The organism is Steroidobacter flavus, from assembly GCF_042651805.1.
In the GTDB taxonomy this organism is placed as follows: domain Bacteria; phylum Pseudomonadota; class Gammaproteobacteria; order Steroidobacterales; family Steroidobacteraceae; genus Steroidobacter; species Steroidobacter flavus.
In genome coordinates, this window is the sequence record NZ_JBHSDU010000003.1 from 1,205,848 (window position 1) to 1,225,075 (window position 19,228).

The following is a 19,228-nucleotide window of genomic DNA, read 5'->3' on the forward strand; positions in this document are numbered from 1 at the left end:
GTACGTGCGGTCGTCGCGAGAAACGAAAAACCCGCCGGCTGGCGGCCGGCGGGTTTCTCGAGCAAGAAGCTGTGGCTCGGTTAGCGGCGCGGGCCGAACAAATCGAACAGGCGGCTCAGCAGTGTCGGCTCGAACACGTCGGCGTCCATGGTCGTGTGCATGACCGGCACGTCGGCCAGGTTCACGCGAATCTCATCCTCGCCTCGCGGCTTGGAGAAATCGAACACCGGCGTCGTGGCACGCGCTTGAGCTTGCGGAGCGGCCTGCTGGGGAGCACGGGAAGGCGCGGCCGTGGCGGTGCGACGGACCTGAGTCTGGGCGGGGCTGGCGGCGCTCATCAATTCCTCCATAAAACGACGGACGGGAAAGTCCGCCGCAGACTAGAGGAAGCGAGCGCGCCGTCGTGTGAGGCAAATCACGTTCGCACATCACGCAACAGCACCGTTTGTCGGACGCAACTTTATGTCGTGCGGCTGTCGCCGCCGACAGACGGCCAAGGGTCTTGCGTACGCGCTGAAAATGCACAACTTTGCGCTGCCGATCGGGCCCCATGCTCGTGGATGAACCGTGCTCTCAATAAAACAACAGCCGCTCTGGTTTAGCGCACGCCGACTTGCGTTAGCGATCGTCGCGTCACTGCTCACCGCCTGCTCGAAAGAACCGGCACCCGCGCCGATGCCGAGCACACCGTTAGTCGAACAACGCGCGGCCGATCCCGTTCAGAAGCCGACCACAGAATTCCGTGGCTCATTCGCACCGGGCGGCATCGCCGCGACTTATCGCGCCAGGTTCAGCGAAGGAAAGATTCAGAGCCTGGAAGAAACGCGCAAAGCTTCGTCGCAGACCGGCACTTATGAATTCCTCGGCGCGCGTTTGATGAAGTACCACGGCGCCGCGCTCACCTCGAACGAGACCGTCGAGCTGGAATTCGATGAGCAAGGCAAAGTGATCAAAGCGCGCGTCGGTGACAAAGAGGCGAGCACTGAGGAGATCACCGCAATTCGCGATCGCGCGCAATCATTGCGGAGTCACGCCGTGTCCCAATACGCCGTGAAGGGGCACGACAGCGTTTAGCCCCGTCGCAGCGACAGCGCATGACCAGGCTTATCCTGCCGCGCCGGCCGCGCGTGATTGGGTTTATCCCGCCGCAGCGATAGACGCATGGCCGGACCTATCCCGCCGCTGCGCCAGATCGCACGATCAAGCCTAGTCCCGTCGCAGTGGCAGACGAATCTCGACGCGTAAGCCACCGGTGGCTGCGTTCTGCGCACGCACCTGGCCTTGATACAAACCAACGACGCGCGCCGTAATCGCGAGACCGATCCCCGTGCCGCCGGAATCGCGATCGCGCGACTCAGCGACTCGATAGAACGGCTCGAAAATGTGCGCCAACTCCGCCTCCGGCACACCGGGCCCGTGATCTTCGATCACGATCAAAGCATCGCGATGCTCGCGGGTCAGTGAGACCGCGACCGCCGAGCCCGGCTTGGTAAAGCGAACGGCGTTACGCAACACATTCTCGATGGCGCTGCGCATGAGATCGTGATTGCCGTTGAGCCACAGGCTCTCGCCCGGCGCCCAATCGACATTCTTATCGGTCGCGCTCGCTTCCAGACGCGCGTCCTCGACCACCTCGTTCAACAGAGTCGTCACATCGATGGGCTCGAGCGGCAACGTCGGCTTGTAGGAGCGCAGCTGCGACAGCTGCAACATCTGACCGATCAATGTATCGAGGCGCTCGGCTTCCAGCTCGATACGATCCAGTTGTTTGACGATGTCCGCCTGCGGCCGACGCGCCAGACCCGATGCGACACGCAGCCGGGCCAACGGCGAGCGCAGCTCATGTGACATCGCCCGCAATAAATCCTCTCTCGATGCGATCAGCGTGCGGATGTGATCGGCCATCGCATCGAAGTCCTGCGCCAGCACGCCCAGCTCGTCGCGACGACTCGAGAACTCCTCGCCCACTCGTTCATCCAGATTGCCCGCCGCCAGCGAGCGAGCGCTCGACTGCAACCGTTCCAACGGTTTGCTGATATAACGCGCCAGCCACCAGCACACCAGACCGCTGATAGCGAGCGCGAACGCGAACACGACCAGCCGCACGTCGGACGCCTGCAACGGACTGATCGGCGAGCGCTGCCCGATCATCACGGTATAAACCGTGCCGTCGCGATCGGTGAACAGCGGCGTCAGCAGCAGCGGATCGTCGCGACCGTTCGGCGGCGGCTCGCGTCCGAAGAAGCCCGCGTCTTTCAGACGATTCGCGTAGCTGCGATAAGTGGGTGGCAACGGCCGCTGCAGAATGTCCTGACCATCGGGGCGCACCACATAAATATGCCGGCCGGGATAACGATCCTCGGCATTCTCGATCCAGACATACAGATCCTTCATGCCGCCGACCAGCAATCGATTCTGCGCTTCGGAGGCGAGCTGGCGAATATTGGGTGACGCAGTCTGATCGCGCTGAAAGCGATACCACGCCACCGCCGCAGTGGTGGCGAGCACCAGCAGCGTCGCTACCCAGAACGAGAGAAAGATACGAAGGAACAGCGAGCGCACAGTGTTCTCAAGCGCTCAGACACGCGACTCCGCACGCGCGTCGCTGGTAGCGATCAGCACGTAGCCGGCGCCGCGAATGCTACGAATCTCGGGCAGACCGTTCTCACCCAGGCCGAGCTTGCGACGCAAGTTACTCACATGCGTATCGATGCTCCGATCGTAAGGAGTGAGACGACGGCCCAGCACGCGCTCAGTCAGCGACTCGCGCGATTGCACTTGCCCGACCGCACGCATCAACACTTCAAGCAGGCGCAGCTCGGTGCCTGTGAGCCGCACCGACTGCCCCGACAACGTGACTTCAAAGGTCGCCGGGTCGAGGCGCAGCGGACCGACGCTCACTGGATGCGCCGGCGTATCGGCATCGCGCGGCGAGAAACGTCTCAGCACCGCACGCACGCGGGCAACCAGCTCACGTGGATTGAAAGGCTTCGAGAGATAATCGTCCGCGCCCAGCTCCAGACCGACGATGCGATCCACGTCGGCGCCATGCGCCGTCAACATGATGACGGGCACCGACAGGCTGTGACGCAGCCGGCGCAACACTTCGAAGCCGCTCAGCGACGGCAACATCACATCCAGGATCACCAGATCGAACGGGTGCGACTCGCCGGTCAGGCGCTCCAGGGCCTCGGCGCCATCGCGCACGATGGACACCTGAAACCCCTCGCCGGTCAGATACTCGGTCAGCATCTGGCCCAGCTCGCGGTCGTCGTCGACGATCAGTACAGAAGCAGGCAGGGTCATGGTTCGATCCATCGGCACTCAGCTCCGCTTGACCATGGCATATCGAGGGCGCACCGGTTGCGAAGTTTCGTCAAGTTCTGCCTACAACGGGTGCGCGAATCGCCCGGACGATACTTCGTTTTTCGCAACCCCGGAACCCCGTTTTCCGGCTCCGCGTTCAGTCCCGGCCCCGGGAAGAGAGAGACGAGACACGCCTTATTGGATTTACAAGTCGAGCAACGAGGAGACCATCATGAGCAAACTGATTGCATTCCTGGCAGCGGCCCTGCTGTCCGTGACTGCCTTCGCCGGCGACAAGGACAAGAAGGATCACTCGATGAAACACTCCGCGGCGACCTTCGATTCCCTCGATAAGAACGGCGATGCCCAGCTCAGCAAGACCGAAGCCGCGGCCGACAAGACGCTGGCCGACAGCTTTGCCTCCGCCGACACCAACGGCGATGGCTACCTGAGCAAGACTGAATTCGAGGCCCGCAGCAAGAGCTAACCCTGTTCCGTATGCGTTCAGCGACGGCCCCGCCGCACCTGTGAACGAAGGGTGCGGTGGGGCTTTGTCGTCTCTGTTACCCTAAAAGCATGCCCGTACCCTGGTTACAGATCGTGCAGCTCGTGCCGTCCATCGTCGATGTGTCGCGCGAGCTTTTGAAACGCACCAAACAACTGCCGCCGCCCGAAGTGGTGTCGGCCCCGCAAGACGTCGATGAGCTGATCCAGCGCGTGCTACGCCTGGAAGAAAACGAGCGGCGTCAGGCGGAGCTGGTCAATGAGATGGCCCAGCAGCTGGCGAACCTGACCCGAGCGGTCACGTCGCTACACCGCCAGTCGCTGTGGCTCGGCGGCACCGCGGTGGTGGCCATCGTCGTCGCCGTGATCGCGATCGGGATGGCCGCCACTCAATAAACGGTCAGTGCGCGGCCGCCTGATACAGCGGCAGGACTTTCGGCACGGTGTTTTGCAGATCGCGAATACGCGACTCGCCCGAGGGGTGCGTGCTCAGGAATTCCGGCGTCCCGCCACCGCCCGCCTTGGACATCTTCTGCCAAAGCGTGACGGCCGCGTTCGGGTCATAACCTGCGCGTGCCATCAACTCCAGACCCATGCGATCGGCCTCGGCTTCCTGCTCACGACTGTGCGGCAGCGTGAATGTCACAGCGGAGACCTGACTGGCGATTTGCATCGTCGTCGCCTCGGCTCCCGTAGCGACAGCCACGCCGGCCAACACAATCTGCTCCGCATACGCACGAGACAAACGTTCGCGCGAATGTTCACGCAAAGCGTGTGAGATTTCGTGGCCGATCACCGCGGCCAGTTCGGCGTCGGTCGGCTTGATCGCGTCGATCAACCCCGTGTAGACCATGATCTTGCCGCCGGGCATGCAGTATGCGTTCACGTCTTCGGACGTTTGCACGTTGACTTCCCAAGCCCAGCCCGGCGCGTCCGGACGGAACACCTTGGTCTGCGGGATCAGTCGCTGCGAGATCTTCTGCACCCGATCGTAGACTTGTTTGTCCTTGTTCAAGGAGCCTGCCTGGCGCGCTTTGTTCACTTCCTGGTCGTAAGCAACCTTGGCGCCCTCATCCACCTGCTGGGCCGAGACCGCCATCATCTGCTTGCGGGTGACACCGATCGCGCCGGGCTGCGTGGTCTGCACCGATTGGCAGGCGGTCACCAGGACCGCGACGGCGGCGATGAGCAGGGAACGTATACGCATGGAACTCCTCCGTACCTCGTGTAATGTCGTCATGGCTTGGAGGGTTCCTGTTTGGGCGCGGGCGCGGCCGGATTGCCGTTGGTCACGTAGCGCGCCAGACGCTGTAATTGCCCACCGAGCACTTCGTCGACGATGGGCGCCCAGTCGGCCAGCGGCCGATCGGCAAAGCCGCCGACGTTGTATGTGAACGTGACGCGCGAGCCGCCCGCCGCCGACTCGATCTGCCAGGTCATCACGCCGTTCACACCGAATTCCTGCAGTGGCCCGAGCGCGCCATTGACCCGCAATGTTTTAGCGGGCTGTGCGTACACGACGGTGCCGTGCTCGATGCCCGCATACAGACTGAGCTTCTCGCAGAAGCAGCCCCGCACATACGGCTCGAGCGACAGATTGCGGGCATCGCCCGAGTAGGTGTGCTCGGGGTCCCACCATTTCGCAATATCCGCGAGCGCGGCCCAGATGACCGGCGGTGCCACATTCGGCGTCTCGGCGATGTGTCGCAAACTGAAGCCATTCGGCCCGGCGCTGACAATCTCGGCTCGCGCCGTGCCGGCCAGCGACAGGGCGCCCAGGACCGCCGTCGCGATCAGGCGTGCACGCATTATTGTTTCCTCTAGGCAATGGGACCGCTTCAGGCGGCGCATGGTAATCCCTGCCGGTGAAGGATGGTAACCTAGCGCCCATGACCCAGAAAAAAACCACTAGAAAGAGCGCCAATGCCGCCCTTCCCGAGGCGCACGTGCAAGCCCCGACGGTGAGCGAGCAGGACGCGCGTCAAGCCGTCGAAACGCTGTTGCGCTGGGCCGGGGAAGATCCGCTGCGAGAAGGCTTGCGTGACACACCCAAGCGGGTGGTCAACGCTTATCGCGACTGGTTCTCCGGCTATCTCACCGACCCGGCCGATTACCTGCGCCGCACCTTCGAGGAGGTCGAGGGTTACGATGAAATGATCGTGCTGAGGGACATCGAGTTCGAGTCCCATTGCGAGCATCACATGGCGCCGATCATCGGCCGCGCGCACGTGGGCTACCTGCCGACCAATAAAGTCGTGGGCATCAGCAAGCTGGCTCGCGTGGTCGACGGTTATGCACGGCGCTTTCAAGTCCAGGAAAAGCTCACTGCGCAAATCGCCCGCTGCATCAACGATGTGCTCAAGCCGCGCGGCGTGGGCGTGGTCATCGACGCGATCCATCAATGCATGACCACCCGGGGCGTGCACAAGCGCGGCGTGTCGATGATCACCAGCAAAATGCTGGGCGACTTCCGCGAAGATGCGCGCACCCGCAACGAGTTCCTGCGCTTCATCGACATCTCGAACGGCTGAGATTTAACACTCGGCTTCGGGGAGTCCCGCAATTCCTCACGGGCACGCCGCGAGTGTGACGGCGTTCTCGTTAGCAACTTCGTCACAGTCCTAGCATCCGACCTGCTTCGTAGAACAACGACGGTCGGATTCCGAGGTCAGATGTGAACGCGGTGGCACAGACGATGACACAGGAGCCTCAGGCACGCCCTGTCCGCGCACGTGCCGAGCACATCTCCCTCGATACGGGTCATGACGACGCGCTCGTCACGTCCAAGAAACGTCCCCATCGCCCGACTCGCATGAGCTACACGCTTGCCAGCAAGCTGCGCGGCTGCGTCACGCAGCTGGGCTTGCTCGACGATCATTATCTGTCCGTGCAGTTGACGCGACCCGACAGCGAGTCGCGCAAGTACGATTTCGATCTGCGCTTCGCCAATGCAAAGCCGATGATCGTGCGTCACGTCGCCTGGTTCTGGGCGGCGCTCGCCGTCAGTCTGGCAGCTCTCGCCACCTGTGCGCTATGGCTGCTATGGCCAAAGAACGCTGCCGAATGGGTCAATCCTGTGCCGCTGACGGCAGTGGCCGCGCTGCTCGCATCGCTTGGCTCGGTGCTGATGTTTCTACGGCGCACGACCGAATCGCTGGAGTTCACCAGCGTACACGGCGGCGTGACATTGGTGAGTGTGACCGGCGCGGTCGGCAGCGCTCGCGAAGGGAAGAAATTCTTCATCGAGCTCATCAAGAGCATCCACGCCGCGAAAGTCGCGCGACCGCAGCCGCCCCAGACCTTTCTTCGCGACGAAATGCGCGAGCACCATCGGCTGCGCGAGCTGGGCGTGCTGACAGAAGAACAATACGAAACGAGCAAGTCGAGAATTCTCGCCTCGCATTAACCCGGCGCACGCAGCGCGAAGCGTTCGACGTCGATCTCCGCTCGCAGCGGCAGATGATCCGACGCGCGTTTGGCAAGCGGCGTGGCGTGCACTTTGATCGCCACGATGGCTTGCACGGGCCGCACCCAAATCCGGGTCAGCGCCAGAAACGGCCAGAACGACGGAAACTCCGGCGGCGCCAATGCCTCACCCAAAATCTTGTGCGCATCTCGTAATGTGCCGGCGCCCGGAAACCATTCATTCATATCGCCGAGCACGATGGTGGGATGTTCGGGAGGCGACTTTGCAATCGCCGCCAGCAGCTGCCGCCATTGAAACCGACGCTCCGATCGACTGAGCCCAAGATGCGTGGCAATCACACGCAGTGCGCGCCCGCCGACATCCAACTCGACATCGATGGCACCACGCGGCTCGAGCCATTTGCCGTAGCTCAAGTCATGTCGATGCACGCTGATGACGGGAAATCGGGTGAGCAATGCGTTTCCATACTCACCGCTATGTCGCACGATGCTCATGCCGGGAATGGCCGCCATGTGCATCGCCTCCGACAGATATTCCAGCTGCTTCGAGTCCTTGTCGTCGCCGGGCTCGTTATCGACTTCCTGCAGCGCATAGATGTCGCAATCGAGCTCCTTGAGCACGTCGGCGATGCGCGAGGGCGAGCGCTTTCGATCGAGCCCGACACAGCTGTGAACGTTATATGAGCCGATGGAAATCCGGCGCACACCAGGCGCCGGCGCCTCGACCGCGTCGGTCGGGACTTCGGCCTCAGACGGTGCGCGCGTCGCTAACGCCATGTCGAGAGGACGAAGTCGCGGCGGTCGAGATCAGCCAGCGCCGCACCAGCCAGGTGACGCCGCCAAGCAGGAACAACACGAACGCGATCGCCCAATAGTTGATACGACTGGGATCGTCCATCCAGGCCGACAGCTGATCGCTGAACACTGTGGAGGTAAGCGTGCCTGGCAGGATACCGATCGCCGTCCCTAGCAAGAATTCCCACATCCGCATGCGCATGGCACCGGCAACGACGCCTTCGACAGCGAACGGCGCCAACGGAACCAGTCTCAGCGCGGTCATCGCCAGCAAGCCTCGACGACGCAACACCTGCAGAATCTTATCCAGCTTCGCGCCGGCCATGCGTCGCACCGTCGCCGGCTCGAGCCGCTTGCCCGCGACGTAGCTGGACCACGCGGCGACTTGAATGCCGGTCATCGCAATGATGAAACCCCAGACCGGACCGTACGCGACGACAGCAAACAATGTGATGAGCGGCCTTGGAAACATCACATACGATGCCGGCGTGAAGGCCAGCACGGTCAGGATCGGCACCCACCAGTTCTGGCCGGCCTCGCGGGCCCAGCTCATGATCCGATTGCCTTCGAGATACACGGACAGCGGCGTGAACTTCCACAACGCGGTCAGTGCGACGATGCCAAGCGCGATTCCCGCCAGCTTGCCCCACGACGGACCGGTCGGCGTACCCAGCGCTTCCGACGCCTCAGCTTCCTCCGGCCGGTTCGTCACAAACGCACCGGGGTTCGCCTCCGCCATGCTGGGCTCAGTGTTTCTGGGGCTGAAGATCTGCGCCAGATCCGCGAGCCCCACCGGCTTCTCCGGATCGGCGACGCTGATGACGTTGAGCAGTGTGTCCGAAACCTGCGGCGATTCATTTAACGGTTTCAGCGTGCGATCTTCACGCTGCAGCCGATCGATGGCATCGCGTAAGTTGCCGGCGTCCGCGATCGCCTCGCTCACCTGTGTCACTTCGAAGCCCAAATGCTCCGCCAGCAGCAGCGAACGCAGACCGCGGATCTGCTCCTGAATGTCCTTGCGACCGCGCGCCTCGATGGTGAGATCGCATTCGGTGTCGAGCCCCATCGAGCGATTCGCCAGATTCGCCGAGCCGATCCGCACCACCTCGTCGTCGATCAGGATCATCTTGGAATGCACGTCGATGCAGGTGCCTTCCTGCAAGCCGCCGATGAACGGATAGTAGACCCGAAAATGATTGTATTTATCGGCGTCGCGCAGTTTCTGTAACAGCCGCGTGCGCAACGTCTGCATGGTCAGCTCTTCCAGCCAGCCATGACTCAGTTGGCGCAACACGACGATGACTTCCGGCCCGTCAGGCTCATCGAGCCGCGCGGCCAACGCATCGCCGACTTTGTCGGCGGTGAAATATTGATTCTCGATGTAGATGCTGTGCTTCGCGGCGGCGATCATGTCGACATACAGCGCTTCGATTTCCCGAACGCCGGGATCGCTGGCGGTCGGCGGCGCCGTGCGCGAGATACCCACTTCCACATCGTTGAGTTGCACCGGCAGCGACTGCGGCCAGCGCGACGTTTTCATCTCCTCCGCAGCCGCCCGACGACGAAACACACGACGCTGCTCGGCCGGCGGTCGCAACGTCTCGCCCGTCGCCTTGCGCCAGCGTTCACGCACCAGATCGCCCAAAGACCCCGCGGCCTCGCCTTCGACGGCCATCATCAAATCGTGAAACGGCGGATAGGCCGCCCCCTTCACATGACGGTGCTGGTTGTCAGGCGAATGATCGTTGGTGTCCCAGCGCCGGCAGGTCAGATCGATGCCGCCGTTGAAAGCGATGGTGTCGTCGATCACCACGATCTTCTGGTGATGCGAGCCGCCGGTGGGATGAGTGTTGTCGTAACGGAAATGCACCCGTCGATGCGGCTGCCAGCCCAGGCCGTAGAACGGCGCCCACTCGCGATCCAGTCCGAAAATCACCGGGTAGTCCCAGATCAGGATATGGATGTGCAAATGCCGATTGCGGCGCGCCAGCTCGTTCAGGAAATCGCCGAGCTCCAGCTCGCAATCCTGTGAGTCACGGCACAACAGGCGCGTACGACTATGGAAATCCCAGCCGGAAATCAGGATGGAGCGCTTGGCCTTCCGTGCGGCTTCCACGAACGCGCGGAAGTAATTGTCGCCATCGACCAGAAACGCCGCGCGCTGCGCGTTCTCCACGCGCCAGCAATTGCGGCCGGGCTGAAGCAGGGTCGATGGAACAACGGGCGCGAGCATGAGCGATTGCAAGAATGCCAAACGGAGCAATGTCGGCGAAACGCTTGCAGCGCGCGACCGGTTCCCGTTTTTCTCTCAGTACCCTCGCGCTACATCGACTACCGACAGCATCTTGTCGCCCGCCGCATATCGCTTGAGGTTCTCGCGCACGACCTGCAACGGCGCCTGGCCGCCCAGATCGGTGTCGGCGGAAACGTGTGGCGTGATGATCAGATTCGGCGCCTTCCACAAGGGGTGGCCCGGTGGCAGCGGCTCAGGATCGGTGACATCGAGCCCGGCGCCCGCGATGGTTTTATTGTTGAGCGCATCGACCAGATCCGACGTGACCACGCTGCCGCCGCGCGCGATGTTGATGAAGTACGCCGTCGGTTTCATCTTTGCGAACAACGCGGCGTTGAAGATTCCCTGGGTCTGCGGCGTCAGCGGCGCCGTGTTCACGACGACGTCGGCTTCGGAGGCGAGCTTCGGCAACTCATCCGAGAGACCCACATAGCTCACAAAGTCCGGACCGGTGCGACCGCTATTACGAGTCGCAGTGACTTTCATGCCGAGCGCATGGGCTCGCTTCGCGACTTCACTGCCGATGCCACCGAGACCGACGACCAGCATCGTCTTGCCGTCGACAGTGGTCGCGCGACCCGGCGGAAGTCGTGGAATCCATTTGCCTTGCGCCTGCGCGGGAACATACACATCGAGTCCGCGCGCCAGTCCCAACATCATCGCCATCACGTGCTCCGCGATGACGGGGCCGGCGATGCGTTGCATGTTGGTCACCAAGATGTTTCGTTCCTTGACGGCCGGAATGGACACGCAATTCTCGACGCCGGCGGTCACCAGCTGAATCCATTGAATGGACTTGCCCGCGTTGAGCGTTTCCGGATCGCACACGCCGATGATTGCGTCGACACTCGCGATCTTCGACTTGGCTTCGGGCGTACCTGCGACGATGAATTCAACCTCCGGCGCGGCGGACTGCAACTCCGCACTCAGCCGTGCCGCGAAGCCGCCGACCAGGATGCGCTTCGGCTTGCGCCAGCCTTTGCGATCTTTCACTGGAGCATCAGCCTCCTGCAGGCCGTAGTGCTCGATGACAGCGGCAGCGGAGTTTTCAGCCGCATCGATCGATGCCGCGAGTAGTACAGATGCACAGGCGGCAGCCACGAGCCAACGACACTTCATCCTGATTCCTCCGCTGAACATTATTCTTCGTTTCCTCAAGCCACGCCGTTCTTCTTGAACCAGGCCAGTGCCTTCTGCCAGGCATCCTTGGCGTCGGCTTCGACATACGACGGCCGATAGTCGGCAAAGAACGCGTGCGGCGAATCGGGATACACGACGATCTCCGACGGCACCTTCGCCTTCTTGAGCGCCGTGCGCATCTGCTCGACGGTCTCGAGCGGAATGCCCTGGTCCTTACCGCCATACAAACCGAGCACGGGCGTATTCAGATCGGCGGCGATGTTGACCGGATGTTTCGGCTGATTCTCGGTGGGGTCGCCGACCAGGCGGCCGTACCAGGCCACGCCCGCTTTGAGCTGCTTGCTGTGCGCGGCATACAACCACACGATGCGGCCGCCCCAGCAGAACCCGGTGATGCCGAGCTTCGCGACATCACCCTTGCCGGACTTCTGTGCAAACTCGACCGCTGCATCCAGATCGCCCATGACCTGCTCGTCCGGCACTTTAGCAACGATGGGACGAATCTCGTCGATGCTCTTCAGCTTGGAGACATCGCCTTGCCGGTAGTACATCTCGGGCGCGATGGCGAAATAACCCTGCTTGGCGAAACGACGGCAAACATCCTTGATGTGCTCGTGGACACCGAAAATTTCCTGCACCACCAGGATGACGGGGAACGGTCCGCCCTTGGCCGGCATGGCGCGATAACCCGGAATGGTCTGATCGCCCACCGGAATTTTTACAGCGCCGGCATCGAGACCGCTGGTATCGGTGCTGACGGTCGCGGCGCCGATGGGCTGCACAGCGAGCGCAAAGCCCGCGGCCGCGAGGCTGCTGGCCACCATGTGGCGACGGTTCAGCTCCATGCGCGAGAACACATTGGCGATATCGGTCTGCACATCCCGGCTCATGGCGTTCCCCTGTTCATGATTGCAACCGCGCCGAGTGTAACGACGCGCCCGCGGCGTGCGCAAAAATCAACAAACCCGTGCCGACCGGGCCGTCCGCGACGCAATCCGCGCCACCTCGCTTTTGACTGCGCAATGACTCGGCGTGGCGCCAAATAAGTGCACTGATTTTCTTGAAAACGAGCGCTGGAGCCTGACGCATGCATGTCTCGCATTGGCTCGAATGGCAAAAGTTTCCATGTTGACAGCGCTGGCCAATTGCCCCATGTTCGCGCCCGCTCGAACAAAGGAAGGTCTTTATCAGGGGGTCGTATCATGGATGGACGACGAGGGTCCGAAGGCGCTGTCGCGCGCTGGTTTTTTACCCTGCTGCTGGTGGTCGGCCTGGGTGTAACACCGCAGGTCTTCGCGCAAAGCGCCGGCTGTCAGATCACTTACACCAAGAGTTGGGAAGGCGGTAACGGCTTCGGTGCCAACATCGCCATTCTGAATACCGGTCCGGCTATTACCAACGGTTGGACGTTGCAATTCACATTCGCGAACGGCGAGCGCATCCAGAACGGTTGGCCGGTCACGTTCACGCAGGCTGCCGGTAGCGCGCAAGTCACAGTGGCGAGCAACGCCGCGTGGAATCAAAGCATCGGCAGCGGTGCGACGTTCACCGCCGGATTCAACGGCACCTTCACTACGACGAATTCCACACCGACCGGCTTCACACTGAATGGCACCGCGTGCACGGGCGGCGGCACAGGTAACACCGCGCCCATCGTCAGCCTGACGAGCCCGACCAGCGGTCAAACATTCGCTGCCGGTTCGACGGTGACGCTCGCCGCCACCGCCAGCGATCCAGGCGGCGCAGTGAGCCGCGTGGAATTTCGCGTCGATGGCAATCTGGTGAACTCGGACACCACTTCACCGTACAGCTTCAACGTGACGGGCCTCGCGTCCGGCAGTCACACGGCGCAGGCCACTGCGTTCGACAATGGCTCGCCCGCGCTCAGCACCGCAACGACCGCTGTGCCCTTCACGATTCAGGGAACGGTCCAGCCGACCATCGTCGCCAGCCCAACTTCGCTCACTGTTGCCAGTGGCGCGAGCGGCACATCGACGCTCCGACTGAACGCCGCACCGTCGAGCAGCGTGACCGTCACGCTCACACGTTCAGGAAGCACGGCGATCACTGCCAGCCCGACCTCGATCACTTTCAACAGCGGTAACTGGCAGAGCGGCGTGAATGTGACATTCACCGCCGCGACGGGTACCGCCGCCGCGACCTCAACGTTCACCGCTGCATCGAGCGGCTACACGTCGGCAACCGTATCGGTGACACGCAGCGGTGTCGTGACCGGTCGTGTGGACAATCCTTATCTCGGCTCCGGCGTTTATAACAATCCGCTGTGGCGTGCGAACGCAGCCGCGTCTGGCGGCAGCGCGATTTCCATGCAGCCGACCGGCGTGTGGCTGGATCGCATCAGCGCGATCGGCGGCAATGGCAGCCCGACGACGGGCACCATGGGGCTGGTCGATCACTTGAATGAAGCGCTGGCGCAAGACCAGGCGAACGGCTCCACGCCGATGGCGATCCAGATCGTGATCTACAACCTGCCCGGCCGCGATTGCGCGGCGCTTGCCTCCAACGGTGAGCTCGGTCCCAACGATCTGCCTCGCTACAAGGCTGAATACATCGACGTGATCGCCGCCATCCTGCGACGCGCGGAGTACGCGAACCTGCGCATCGTGCTGATCATCGAGATCGACTCGCTGCCGAATCTGGTGACGAACGTGACGACTCGTCCCACCGGCACAGCGGCCTGCGACACGATGTTCCAGAATCATGCCTATGTCGACGGCGTCGGCTATGCGCTCGCGACCTTCGGCGCGATTCCGAATGTTTATAACTACGTCGATGCGGGTCATCACGGCTGGCTCGGTTGGGACACCAACTTCGGCCCGTCCGTCGATATGATGCGGACGGCGGCGACCGCTTCGGGCAGCACGCTGGCCAACGTGCACGGCTTCATCACCAACACTGCCAATACGTCAGCGTTGCAAGAGCCATACATCGTTGTCGACAGCACCACGCGGCCGTCGCGCTGGATCGACTGGAATCAATTCAACGATGAGCTGACGTACGCGCAAGCGTTCCGCCAGCGCGCGGTCCAGGCCGGCTTCGATGCAAACATCGGCATGCTGATCGATACGTCACGCAACGGTTGGGGCGGCCCGAATCGACCGACCGGCCCGAGCACCGCTGCAGATCTCAACACTCGCATCGACGCGTCACGCATCGACCGTCGCATTCACAAAGGCAACTGGTGCAATGCCAGTGGTGCGGGCCTGGGCGAGCGTCCGCGTGCCGCGCCGGCCGCCGGGATCGATGCCTATGTCTGGATCAAGCCGCCCGGCGAGTCCGACGGCGCGAGCCAGGAAATTCCGAATGACGAAGGCAAAGGCTTCGACCGCATGTGCGACCCGACGTACGGCGGCAACCCACGCAATAACAACAACATGACGGGCGCGTTACCGAACGCGCCGCTGTCCGGGCACTGGTTCCCGGCGCAATTCCAGCAGTTGTTACAAAACGCCTATCCACCGCTCTAAGAAACAAGAGACCCGGCGTCGCCTCGTGCGCCGGGTCTCTTCTGACAAGCGGGGGACGGGACTTCAGATATTCAACGGAGGATGTATGAAGCTCGATGCATTACGGACGATGCTGCTCGGCGCGCTGCTGCTCATGATGAGCAGCGCCTTCGGGCACGGATTGATTCAAGACCCCCCATCGCGCAACTGGTTCTGCGGCGCGCTCACCAAACCCGATCAAGTTGCCAACGGCACCGCGCAGTATCCAGTCTGCGGCCAGGCATTCAACGCCACCGGCGTCGATCCCAATGCCGGCTATAGCTTCATGAGCGTGCTCACGCACACCACCGGCCGCTCCGGCGTCGGCGTGCGTCAGAACGTTTGCAGCTTCAACTCGGAAACGTGGAACGGCGCTGCCACGCCGTGGGATCAGCCGATCAACTGGCCGACTACGCCCATGACTTCCGGGTCGAAAGTGTTCACCTGGAACATCTCGTGGGGGCCGCACTTCTCGGACACCGACGAGTTCCGCTACTGGATCACCAAGCCCACCTTCACGTACACCGTGGGCACGCCGCTGTCGTTCAGCGATTTCGAAGACACGCCGTTCTGTGTCCTCAAGTACAGCGACGCGACGCCGAATGCGAACCCGGATGTGATTCCGAATCCCGCGGCCGCGACGTTTCAAACCCGCTGCAATGTTCCGGCGCGTACGGGCCGACATGTGATCTACGCCGAGTGGGGTCGCAACCAGTGGACGTACGAACGTTTCCACGGCTGCATCGATGCGATGTTCCAAGGCGGGAATACCCCGACTGTCGATGCGCAGATGGTATTAACGCCCGACGTAGCCGAATTCCAGGGCGCGGGCTCGATCACGCTCGATGGCCGCACTTCCACCGGCTCGAATCTGAGCTACCAGTGGACCGTCAGCTCCCAGAATCCGTCGCTCTATACGCTCACCAACCCCACCCAGTCGGTCGCGACCCTGACATTAGGTAATCCGCAGGCGTCCGCGAACGTCACTGTTTCCTTGGTCGTGTCGAGCGGCGGTGCTTCCGACAGCGCTACGCGCACGTTTGTTCATGCGCCCGCGGTCGCGTCGCAGTGGTTCGATCTCGGCCCGCTGACTTCTACGTCGCGCACGCTCACGGTCGGCGATCGCGTTTCCGTTCGTACCGTCAACGGCAGCGGCACGGACGCGTACTGGCCGGCGAGCCCGCTGGTGATCACTTCATCCAATGCGGCTGCTACCGCTTGGCCGTTGGCGCTGGGACAAGCCGTCAATGCAGGGAATGGCGCTGTTCGCATCGGTGTGCTGAATGCGCAGAGCCAAGTTGTTCCGCAGGCGAGTGCGACGGCCAATCGCGTGTATGCACTGACTTCAGCGGATATCTCCAGCGCGTTCCTGCAGGTGACTCCGGCCACTTCCGGTAATGGTGGCGTGACGGTGACACCGGCTGTCGCCGCAAACAGTCCGTACTACAACGAGCTGCAGCTTCGTGTATCCAACACGGCAGCTGTCACTGCGCTGTCGGCGACGGTCACTGTGCAAAGAACGACGGGCGTCAGCTACAGCGGCCAATACAACACGCTCGGCAGCCAGATCCAGCAAAGCAACTCGAGCACGAGCACCGCGATCACGTATCAATTCACGCTCGCTTCGGGAGTGACGCTCAGTCCCGGAACGAATCGCACCTTCGCCGCGCAATTCGGCGGCACAGGCACAGCTCATCCCACCACCGGTGACACCTACACGGTGACCTACACCAGCGGCGGGACGCAGTACACGCAAACCGGCACGTTCTGAGGCAACAGGGAGGAATGTCATGCTTCGCTTCATCGCACTTGTCATTTGTTTCCTGGCGGCGGCGCCCGGCGCATTCGCGCAGAGCGCCGGCTGTCAGATCACTTACACCAAGAGTTGGGAAGGTGGCACCGGCTACGGCGCCAACATCGCCATCCTCAACACCGGCCCGGCCATCACCAACGGCTGGACGCTGCTCTTCACCTTCGCCAATGGCGAGCGCATCCAGAACGGTTGGCCCGTGTCGTTCTCACAGCCCGCCGGTAGCTCACAGGTCACGGTGACGAGTAACGCGGCGTGGAATCAAAGCATCGGCAGCGGAGCGACGTTCAATATCGGCTTCAACGGAACGTTCACGACGACCAACTCGACGCCGACCGGCTTCTCACTCAACGGTACCGCTTGCACCGGCGGCGGCACCGGCAACACGGCGCCGATCATCAGCCTCACGAGCCCGACTAGCGGACAAACCTTTCCCGCGGGTTCGGCTGTGACGCTCGCAGCGACCGCGAGCGATCCGGGTGGCGCGGTGACTCGCGTGGAGTTTCGTGTGGATGGCAACCTGGTGAACTCGGACACGAGCTCGCCCTACAGCTTCAGCGTGACGGGCCTCGCTTCCGGCAGTCACACTGCCCAGGCCACTGCGTTCGACAACGGTTCGCCATCGTTGAGTACCGCTACCGCAGCTGTGCCCTTCACGATTCAGGGAACGCAAACTTCGTCCATCACGGCGACGCCCAGCACGTTGTCGCTGGTTGGTGGATCGAGCGGCACTTCGTCGATTCGCTTGAGCGCGGCGCCTTCAAGCGCGGTGACGGTGACGATCACTCGGTCGGGCAGCACGGCGATCACGCATTCGCCCACGAGCGTGACGCTCAACAGCTCGAACTGGAGCACCGGTGTGAATGTGACTTTCACTGCCGCCGCAGGCACGGGCACAGCAACTTCGACGTTCACCGCCGCCGCGTCGGGTTACACCTCGGCGACGATCACTGCCACGCGGACGGCCAGCTCTGGCGCAGTGTTCCGAGTGGATCCCACCGGCCGGATTACCAAGAACGGCACGGTGTTTCCGGTCCGCTGCGGGTCGTGGTTTGGATTGGAAGGACGTCATGAGCCTTCCAACGATCCCACCAATCCGAGCGGCGCGCCGATGGAGCAATACATCGGCAACACCTTCTGGGCCAATGGCGGCGCCGGCACCGGACGCACGATTCAACAAACGATGACTGAAATCACCGGCATGGGCATCAATGTGATCCGGTTGCCGGTCGTGCCGCAGACTCTCAACGCCAACGACCCGCAAGGCCGCGATCCGTACCTGAAGAATCATTCCTCGGTGCGCGTGGCCAATTCCCGGCTGGCGCTGGAACAGATCATTCAGCTGGCGGATCAAAACAACATCGAGGTCATGCTCGACGTGCACTCCTGCTCCAACTACGTCGGCTGGAGAAAGGGCCGGCTGGATGCGCGCCCACCTTGGGTCGATGCGACTCGCGACAACTATGACTTCAAGCGCGAGAACTATTCATGCGCAGCTTCTGGGAATCCAAGCACAGTGACGACCACGCATCCTTACAACCAGACGATGTGGCTGGATAACCTGCGCACGCTGGCTGGGCTGGGCACGCAACTCGGGGTGGATAACATCATCGGCATCGATGTCTTCAACGAGCCGCACGATTACACGTGGGCGGAATGGAAGTCGCTGGTTGAGTCGGCGTACACGGCGATCAACGCGGTGAATCCAAACACGCTGCTGTTCGTGCAGGGCGTGGGCACGGTGGCAGGGACACAGGATGGCACGCCGACGACGACCACACCGGTGCCCCATGGAAATGCGGCGTCCAATCCGAACTGGGGTGAGAATTTGTATGAGGCCGGGAGTAACCCGATCAATATTCCCAAAGAGCGCCTGGTGTTCTCACCGCACACTTATGGCCCGTCGGTGTTCGTGCAGCGAATGTTCATGGATCCTGCCCAGCCTCAGTGTGCCGGGCTGGAAGGCGACGCGGCTGGCGATGCGAACTGCAACATCGTGATCAACCCGACGCAGCTGGCGGCCGGGTGGGAGGAGCACTTCGGGTATCTGAAGCAGCTTGGTTATGGAATGGTGGTGGGTGAGTTCGGCGGCAATCTCGACTGGCCCCAGGGCCAGGCGAGCATCCGCGACCGGGACCGCTGGAGTCACATCACGCCGGGGGTGGATGCTCAGTGGCAGAACGCGTTTGTGGATTATCTGGTGAGTAAGAATATCGAGGGGTGTTATTGGTCGATCAACCCGGAGTCCGGAGATACGGCTGGATGGTATGGCCATGCGTATGACCCGGTATCCAACACGGCGGGCTGGGGTGAATGGCGGACGTTCGATCAGCGGAAGACGAATCTGCTGAATCGGCTGTGGGGTCGCTAAGGCATAAGAGGCATCGGAGCGTGCAAGAGTCGGCGAACAAAGGCCGGCTCTTGCACGCCGCTCCGCGAAGCTCAGGG

General features: G+C 62.3%; 17 protein-coding genes and 1 pseudogene. 9 read left to right on the plus strand and 9 right to left on the minus strand.

The genetic code is table 11. The features are described 5' to 3' along the window. Window positions 1–80: 80 nt before the first annotated feature. A complete protein-coding gene (locus ACFPN2_RS10810) occupies window positions 81–338 on the minus strand; it encodes a hypothetical protein (RefSeq protein WP_380596615.1) in 258 nt (85 codons plus the stop codon). A 229-nt stretch (window positions 339–567) separates the two neighbouring features. Here ACFPN2_RS10810 and ACFPN2_RS10815 point away from each other — a divergent pair, with 229 nt between their 5' ends. Then, window positions 568–1,074: a hypothetical protein gene (locus tag ACFPN2_RS10815; protein WP_380596616.1), complete on the plus strand. Its 507-nt coding sequence runs from the start codon at window positions 568–570 to the stop codon at window positions 1,072–1,074. Between the two features lie 132 nt (window positions 1,075–1,206). Here the strand turns inward: ACFPN2_RS10815 and ACFPN2_RS10820 are convergent, their stop codons facing one another. Together ACFPN2_RS10820 and ACFPN2_RS10825 are read right to left on the minus strand one after the other, a co-directional pair. After that, window positions 1,207–2,562 carry an ATP-binding protein gene (locus ACFPN2_RS10820; RefSeq protein WP_380596617.1) on the minus strand — a complete coding sequence of 452 codons (1,356 nt, stop codon included), beginning with the start codon at window positions 2,560–2,562 and terminating at the stop codon, window positions 1,207–1,209. Window positions 2,563–2,577: 15 nt separating this feature from the next. Further along, window positions 2,578–3,306: a response regulator gene (locus tag ACFPN2_RS10825; protein ID WP_380596618.1), complete on the minus strand. Its 729-nt coding sequence runs from the start codon at window positions 3,304–3,306 to the stop codon at window positions 2,578–2,580. 232 nt (window positions 3,307–3,538) lie between these two features. On the opposite strand from ACFPN2_RS10825, the gene ACFPN2_RS10830 reads away from it, so the two are divergent. Beyond that, window positions 3,539–3,793 carry an EF-hand domain-containing protein gene (locus ACFPN2_RS10830; protein WP_380596619.1) on the plus strand — a complete coding sequence of 85 codons (255 nt, stop codon included), beginning with the start codon at window positions 3,539–3,541 and terminating at the stop codon, window positions 3,791–3,793. Between the two features lie 89 nt (window positions 3,794–3,882). Continuing rightward, the gene (locus ACFPN2_RS10835) at window positions 3,883–4,206 is read left to right on the plus strand and encodes a hypothetical protein (protein ID WP_380596620.1); all 324 of its coding nucleotides are present in this window, start codon (window positions 3,883–3,885) and stop codon (window positions 4,204–4,206) included. A 4-nt stretch (window positions 4,207–4,210) separates the two neighbouring features. On the opposite strand, the gene ACFPN2_RS10840 is transcribed toward ACFPN2_RS10835, so the two are convergent. Then, the gene (locus tag ACFPN2_RS10840; protein WP_380596621.1) at window positions 4,211–5,017 is read right to left on the minus strand and encodes a M48 family metallopeptidase; all 807 of its coding nucleotides are present in this window, start codon (window positions 5,015–5,017) and stop codon (window positions 4,211–4,213) included. A gap of 29 nt (window positions 5,018–5,046) precedes the next feature. Continuing rightward, complete coding sequence (locus ACFPN2_RS10845) at window positions 5,047–5,619, minus strand: SRPBCC family protein (protein WP_380596622.1); 573 nt, start codon at window positions 5,617–5,619, stop codon at window positions 5,047–5,049. 80 nt (window positions 5,620–5,699) lie between these two features. Here ACFPN2_RS10845 and folE point away from each other — a divergent pair, with 80 nt between their 5' ends. Next, a complete protein-coding gene (gene folE / locus ACFPN2_RS10850; RefSeq protein WP_380596623.1) occupies window positions 5,700–6,341 on the plus strand; it encodes a GTP cyclohydrolase I FolE in 642 nt (213 codons plus the stop codon). A gap of 164 nt (window positions 6,342–6,505) precedes the next feature. Then, window positions 6,506–7,216 carry a hypothetical protein gene (locus ACFPN2_RS10855; protein ID WP_380596624.1) on the plus strand — a complete coding sequence of 237 codons (711 nt, stop codon included), beginning with the start codon at window positions 6,506–6,508 and terminating at the stop codon, window positions 7,214–7,216. Here the strand turns inward: ACFPN2_RS10855 and ACFPN2_RS10860 are convergent. The 4 genes from ACFPN2_RS10860 to ACFPN2_RS10875 form a co-directional block, all read right to left on the minus strand. Beyond that, window positions 7,213–8,013 carry an endonuclease/exonuclease/phosphatase family protein gene (locus ACFPN2_RS10860; RefSeq protein ID WP_380596625.1) on the minus strand — a complete coding sequence of 267 codons (801 nt, stop codon included), beginning with the start codon at window positions 8,011–8,013 and terminating at the stop codon, window positions 7,213–7,215. The two genes, ACFPN2_RS10855 and ACFPN2_RS10860, sit on opposite strands and share 4 nt — an antisense overlap. Next, complete coding sequence (locus ACFPN2_RS10865; RefSeq protein WP_380596626.1) at window positions 7,985–10,264, minus strand: VTT domain-containing protein; 2,280 nt, start codon at window positions 10,262–10,264, stop codon at window positions 7,985–7,987. Before ACFPN2_RS10865 ends, ACFPN2_RS10860 begins: the two co-directional genes overlap by 29 nt. Before the next feature lie 75 nt (window positions 10,265–10,339). Further along, window positions 10,340–11,443, minus strand: a complete 1,104-nt coding sequence (locus ACFPN2_RS10870) for a D-2-hydroxyacid dehydrogenase (RefSeq protein WP_380596627.1) — start codon at window positions 11,441–11,443, stop codon at window positions 10,340–10,342. 35 nt (window positions 11,444–11,478) lie between these two features. After that, window positions 11,479–12,354 (minus strand): dienelactone hydrolase family protein, encoded by an 876-nt coding sequence (locus ACFPN2_RS10875; protein ID WP_380596628.1) that lies wholly within the window; start codon window positions 12,352–12,354, stop codon window positions 11,479–11,481. A 312-nt stretch (window positions 12,355–12,666) separates the two neighbouring features. Here ACFPN2_RS10875 and ACFPN2_RS10880 point away from each other — a divergent pair. The 4 genes and pseudogenes from ACFPN2_RS10880 to ACFPN2_RS10895 all read left to right on the plus strand — a co-directional run. Beyond that, window positions 12,667–13,074, plus strand: a pseudogene (locus ACFPN2_RS10880) (cellulose binding domain-containing protein); the annotation flags it as partial. A gap of 51 nt (window positions 13,075–13,125) precedes the next feature. After that, on the plus strand, window positions 13,126–14,952 hold the full coding sequence (locus ACFPN2_RS10885; RefSeq protein WP_380600101.1) for a glycoside hydrolase family 6 protein: 1,827 nt from the start codon (window positions 13,126–13,128) through the stop codon (window positions 14,950–14,952). An 85-nt stretch (window positions 14,953–15,037) separates the two neighbouring features. Continuing rightward, the gene (locus tag ACFPN2_RS10890; RefSeq protein WP_380596629.1) at window positions 15,038–16,741 is read left to right on the plus strand and encodes a lytic polysaccharide monooxygenase; all 1,704 of its coding nucleotides are present in this window, start codon (window positions 15,038–15,040) and stop codon (window positions 16,739–16,741) included. A gap of 19 nt (window positions 16,742–16,760) precedes the next feature. Next, entirely contained in the window at window positions 16,761–19,151 is a 2,391-nt protein-coding gene (locus tag ACFPN2_RS10895) for a cellulase family glycosylhydrolase (RefSeq protein ID WP_380596630.1), read from the plus strand. Window positions 19,152–19,228 lie beyond the last annotated feature (77 nt).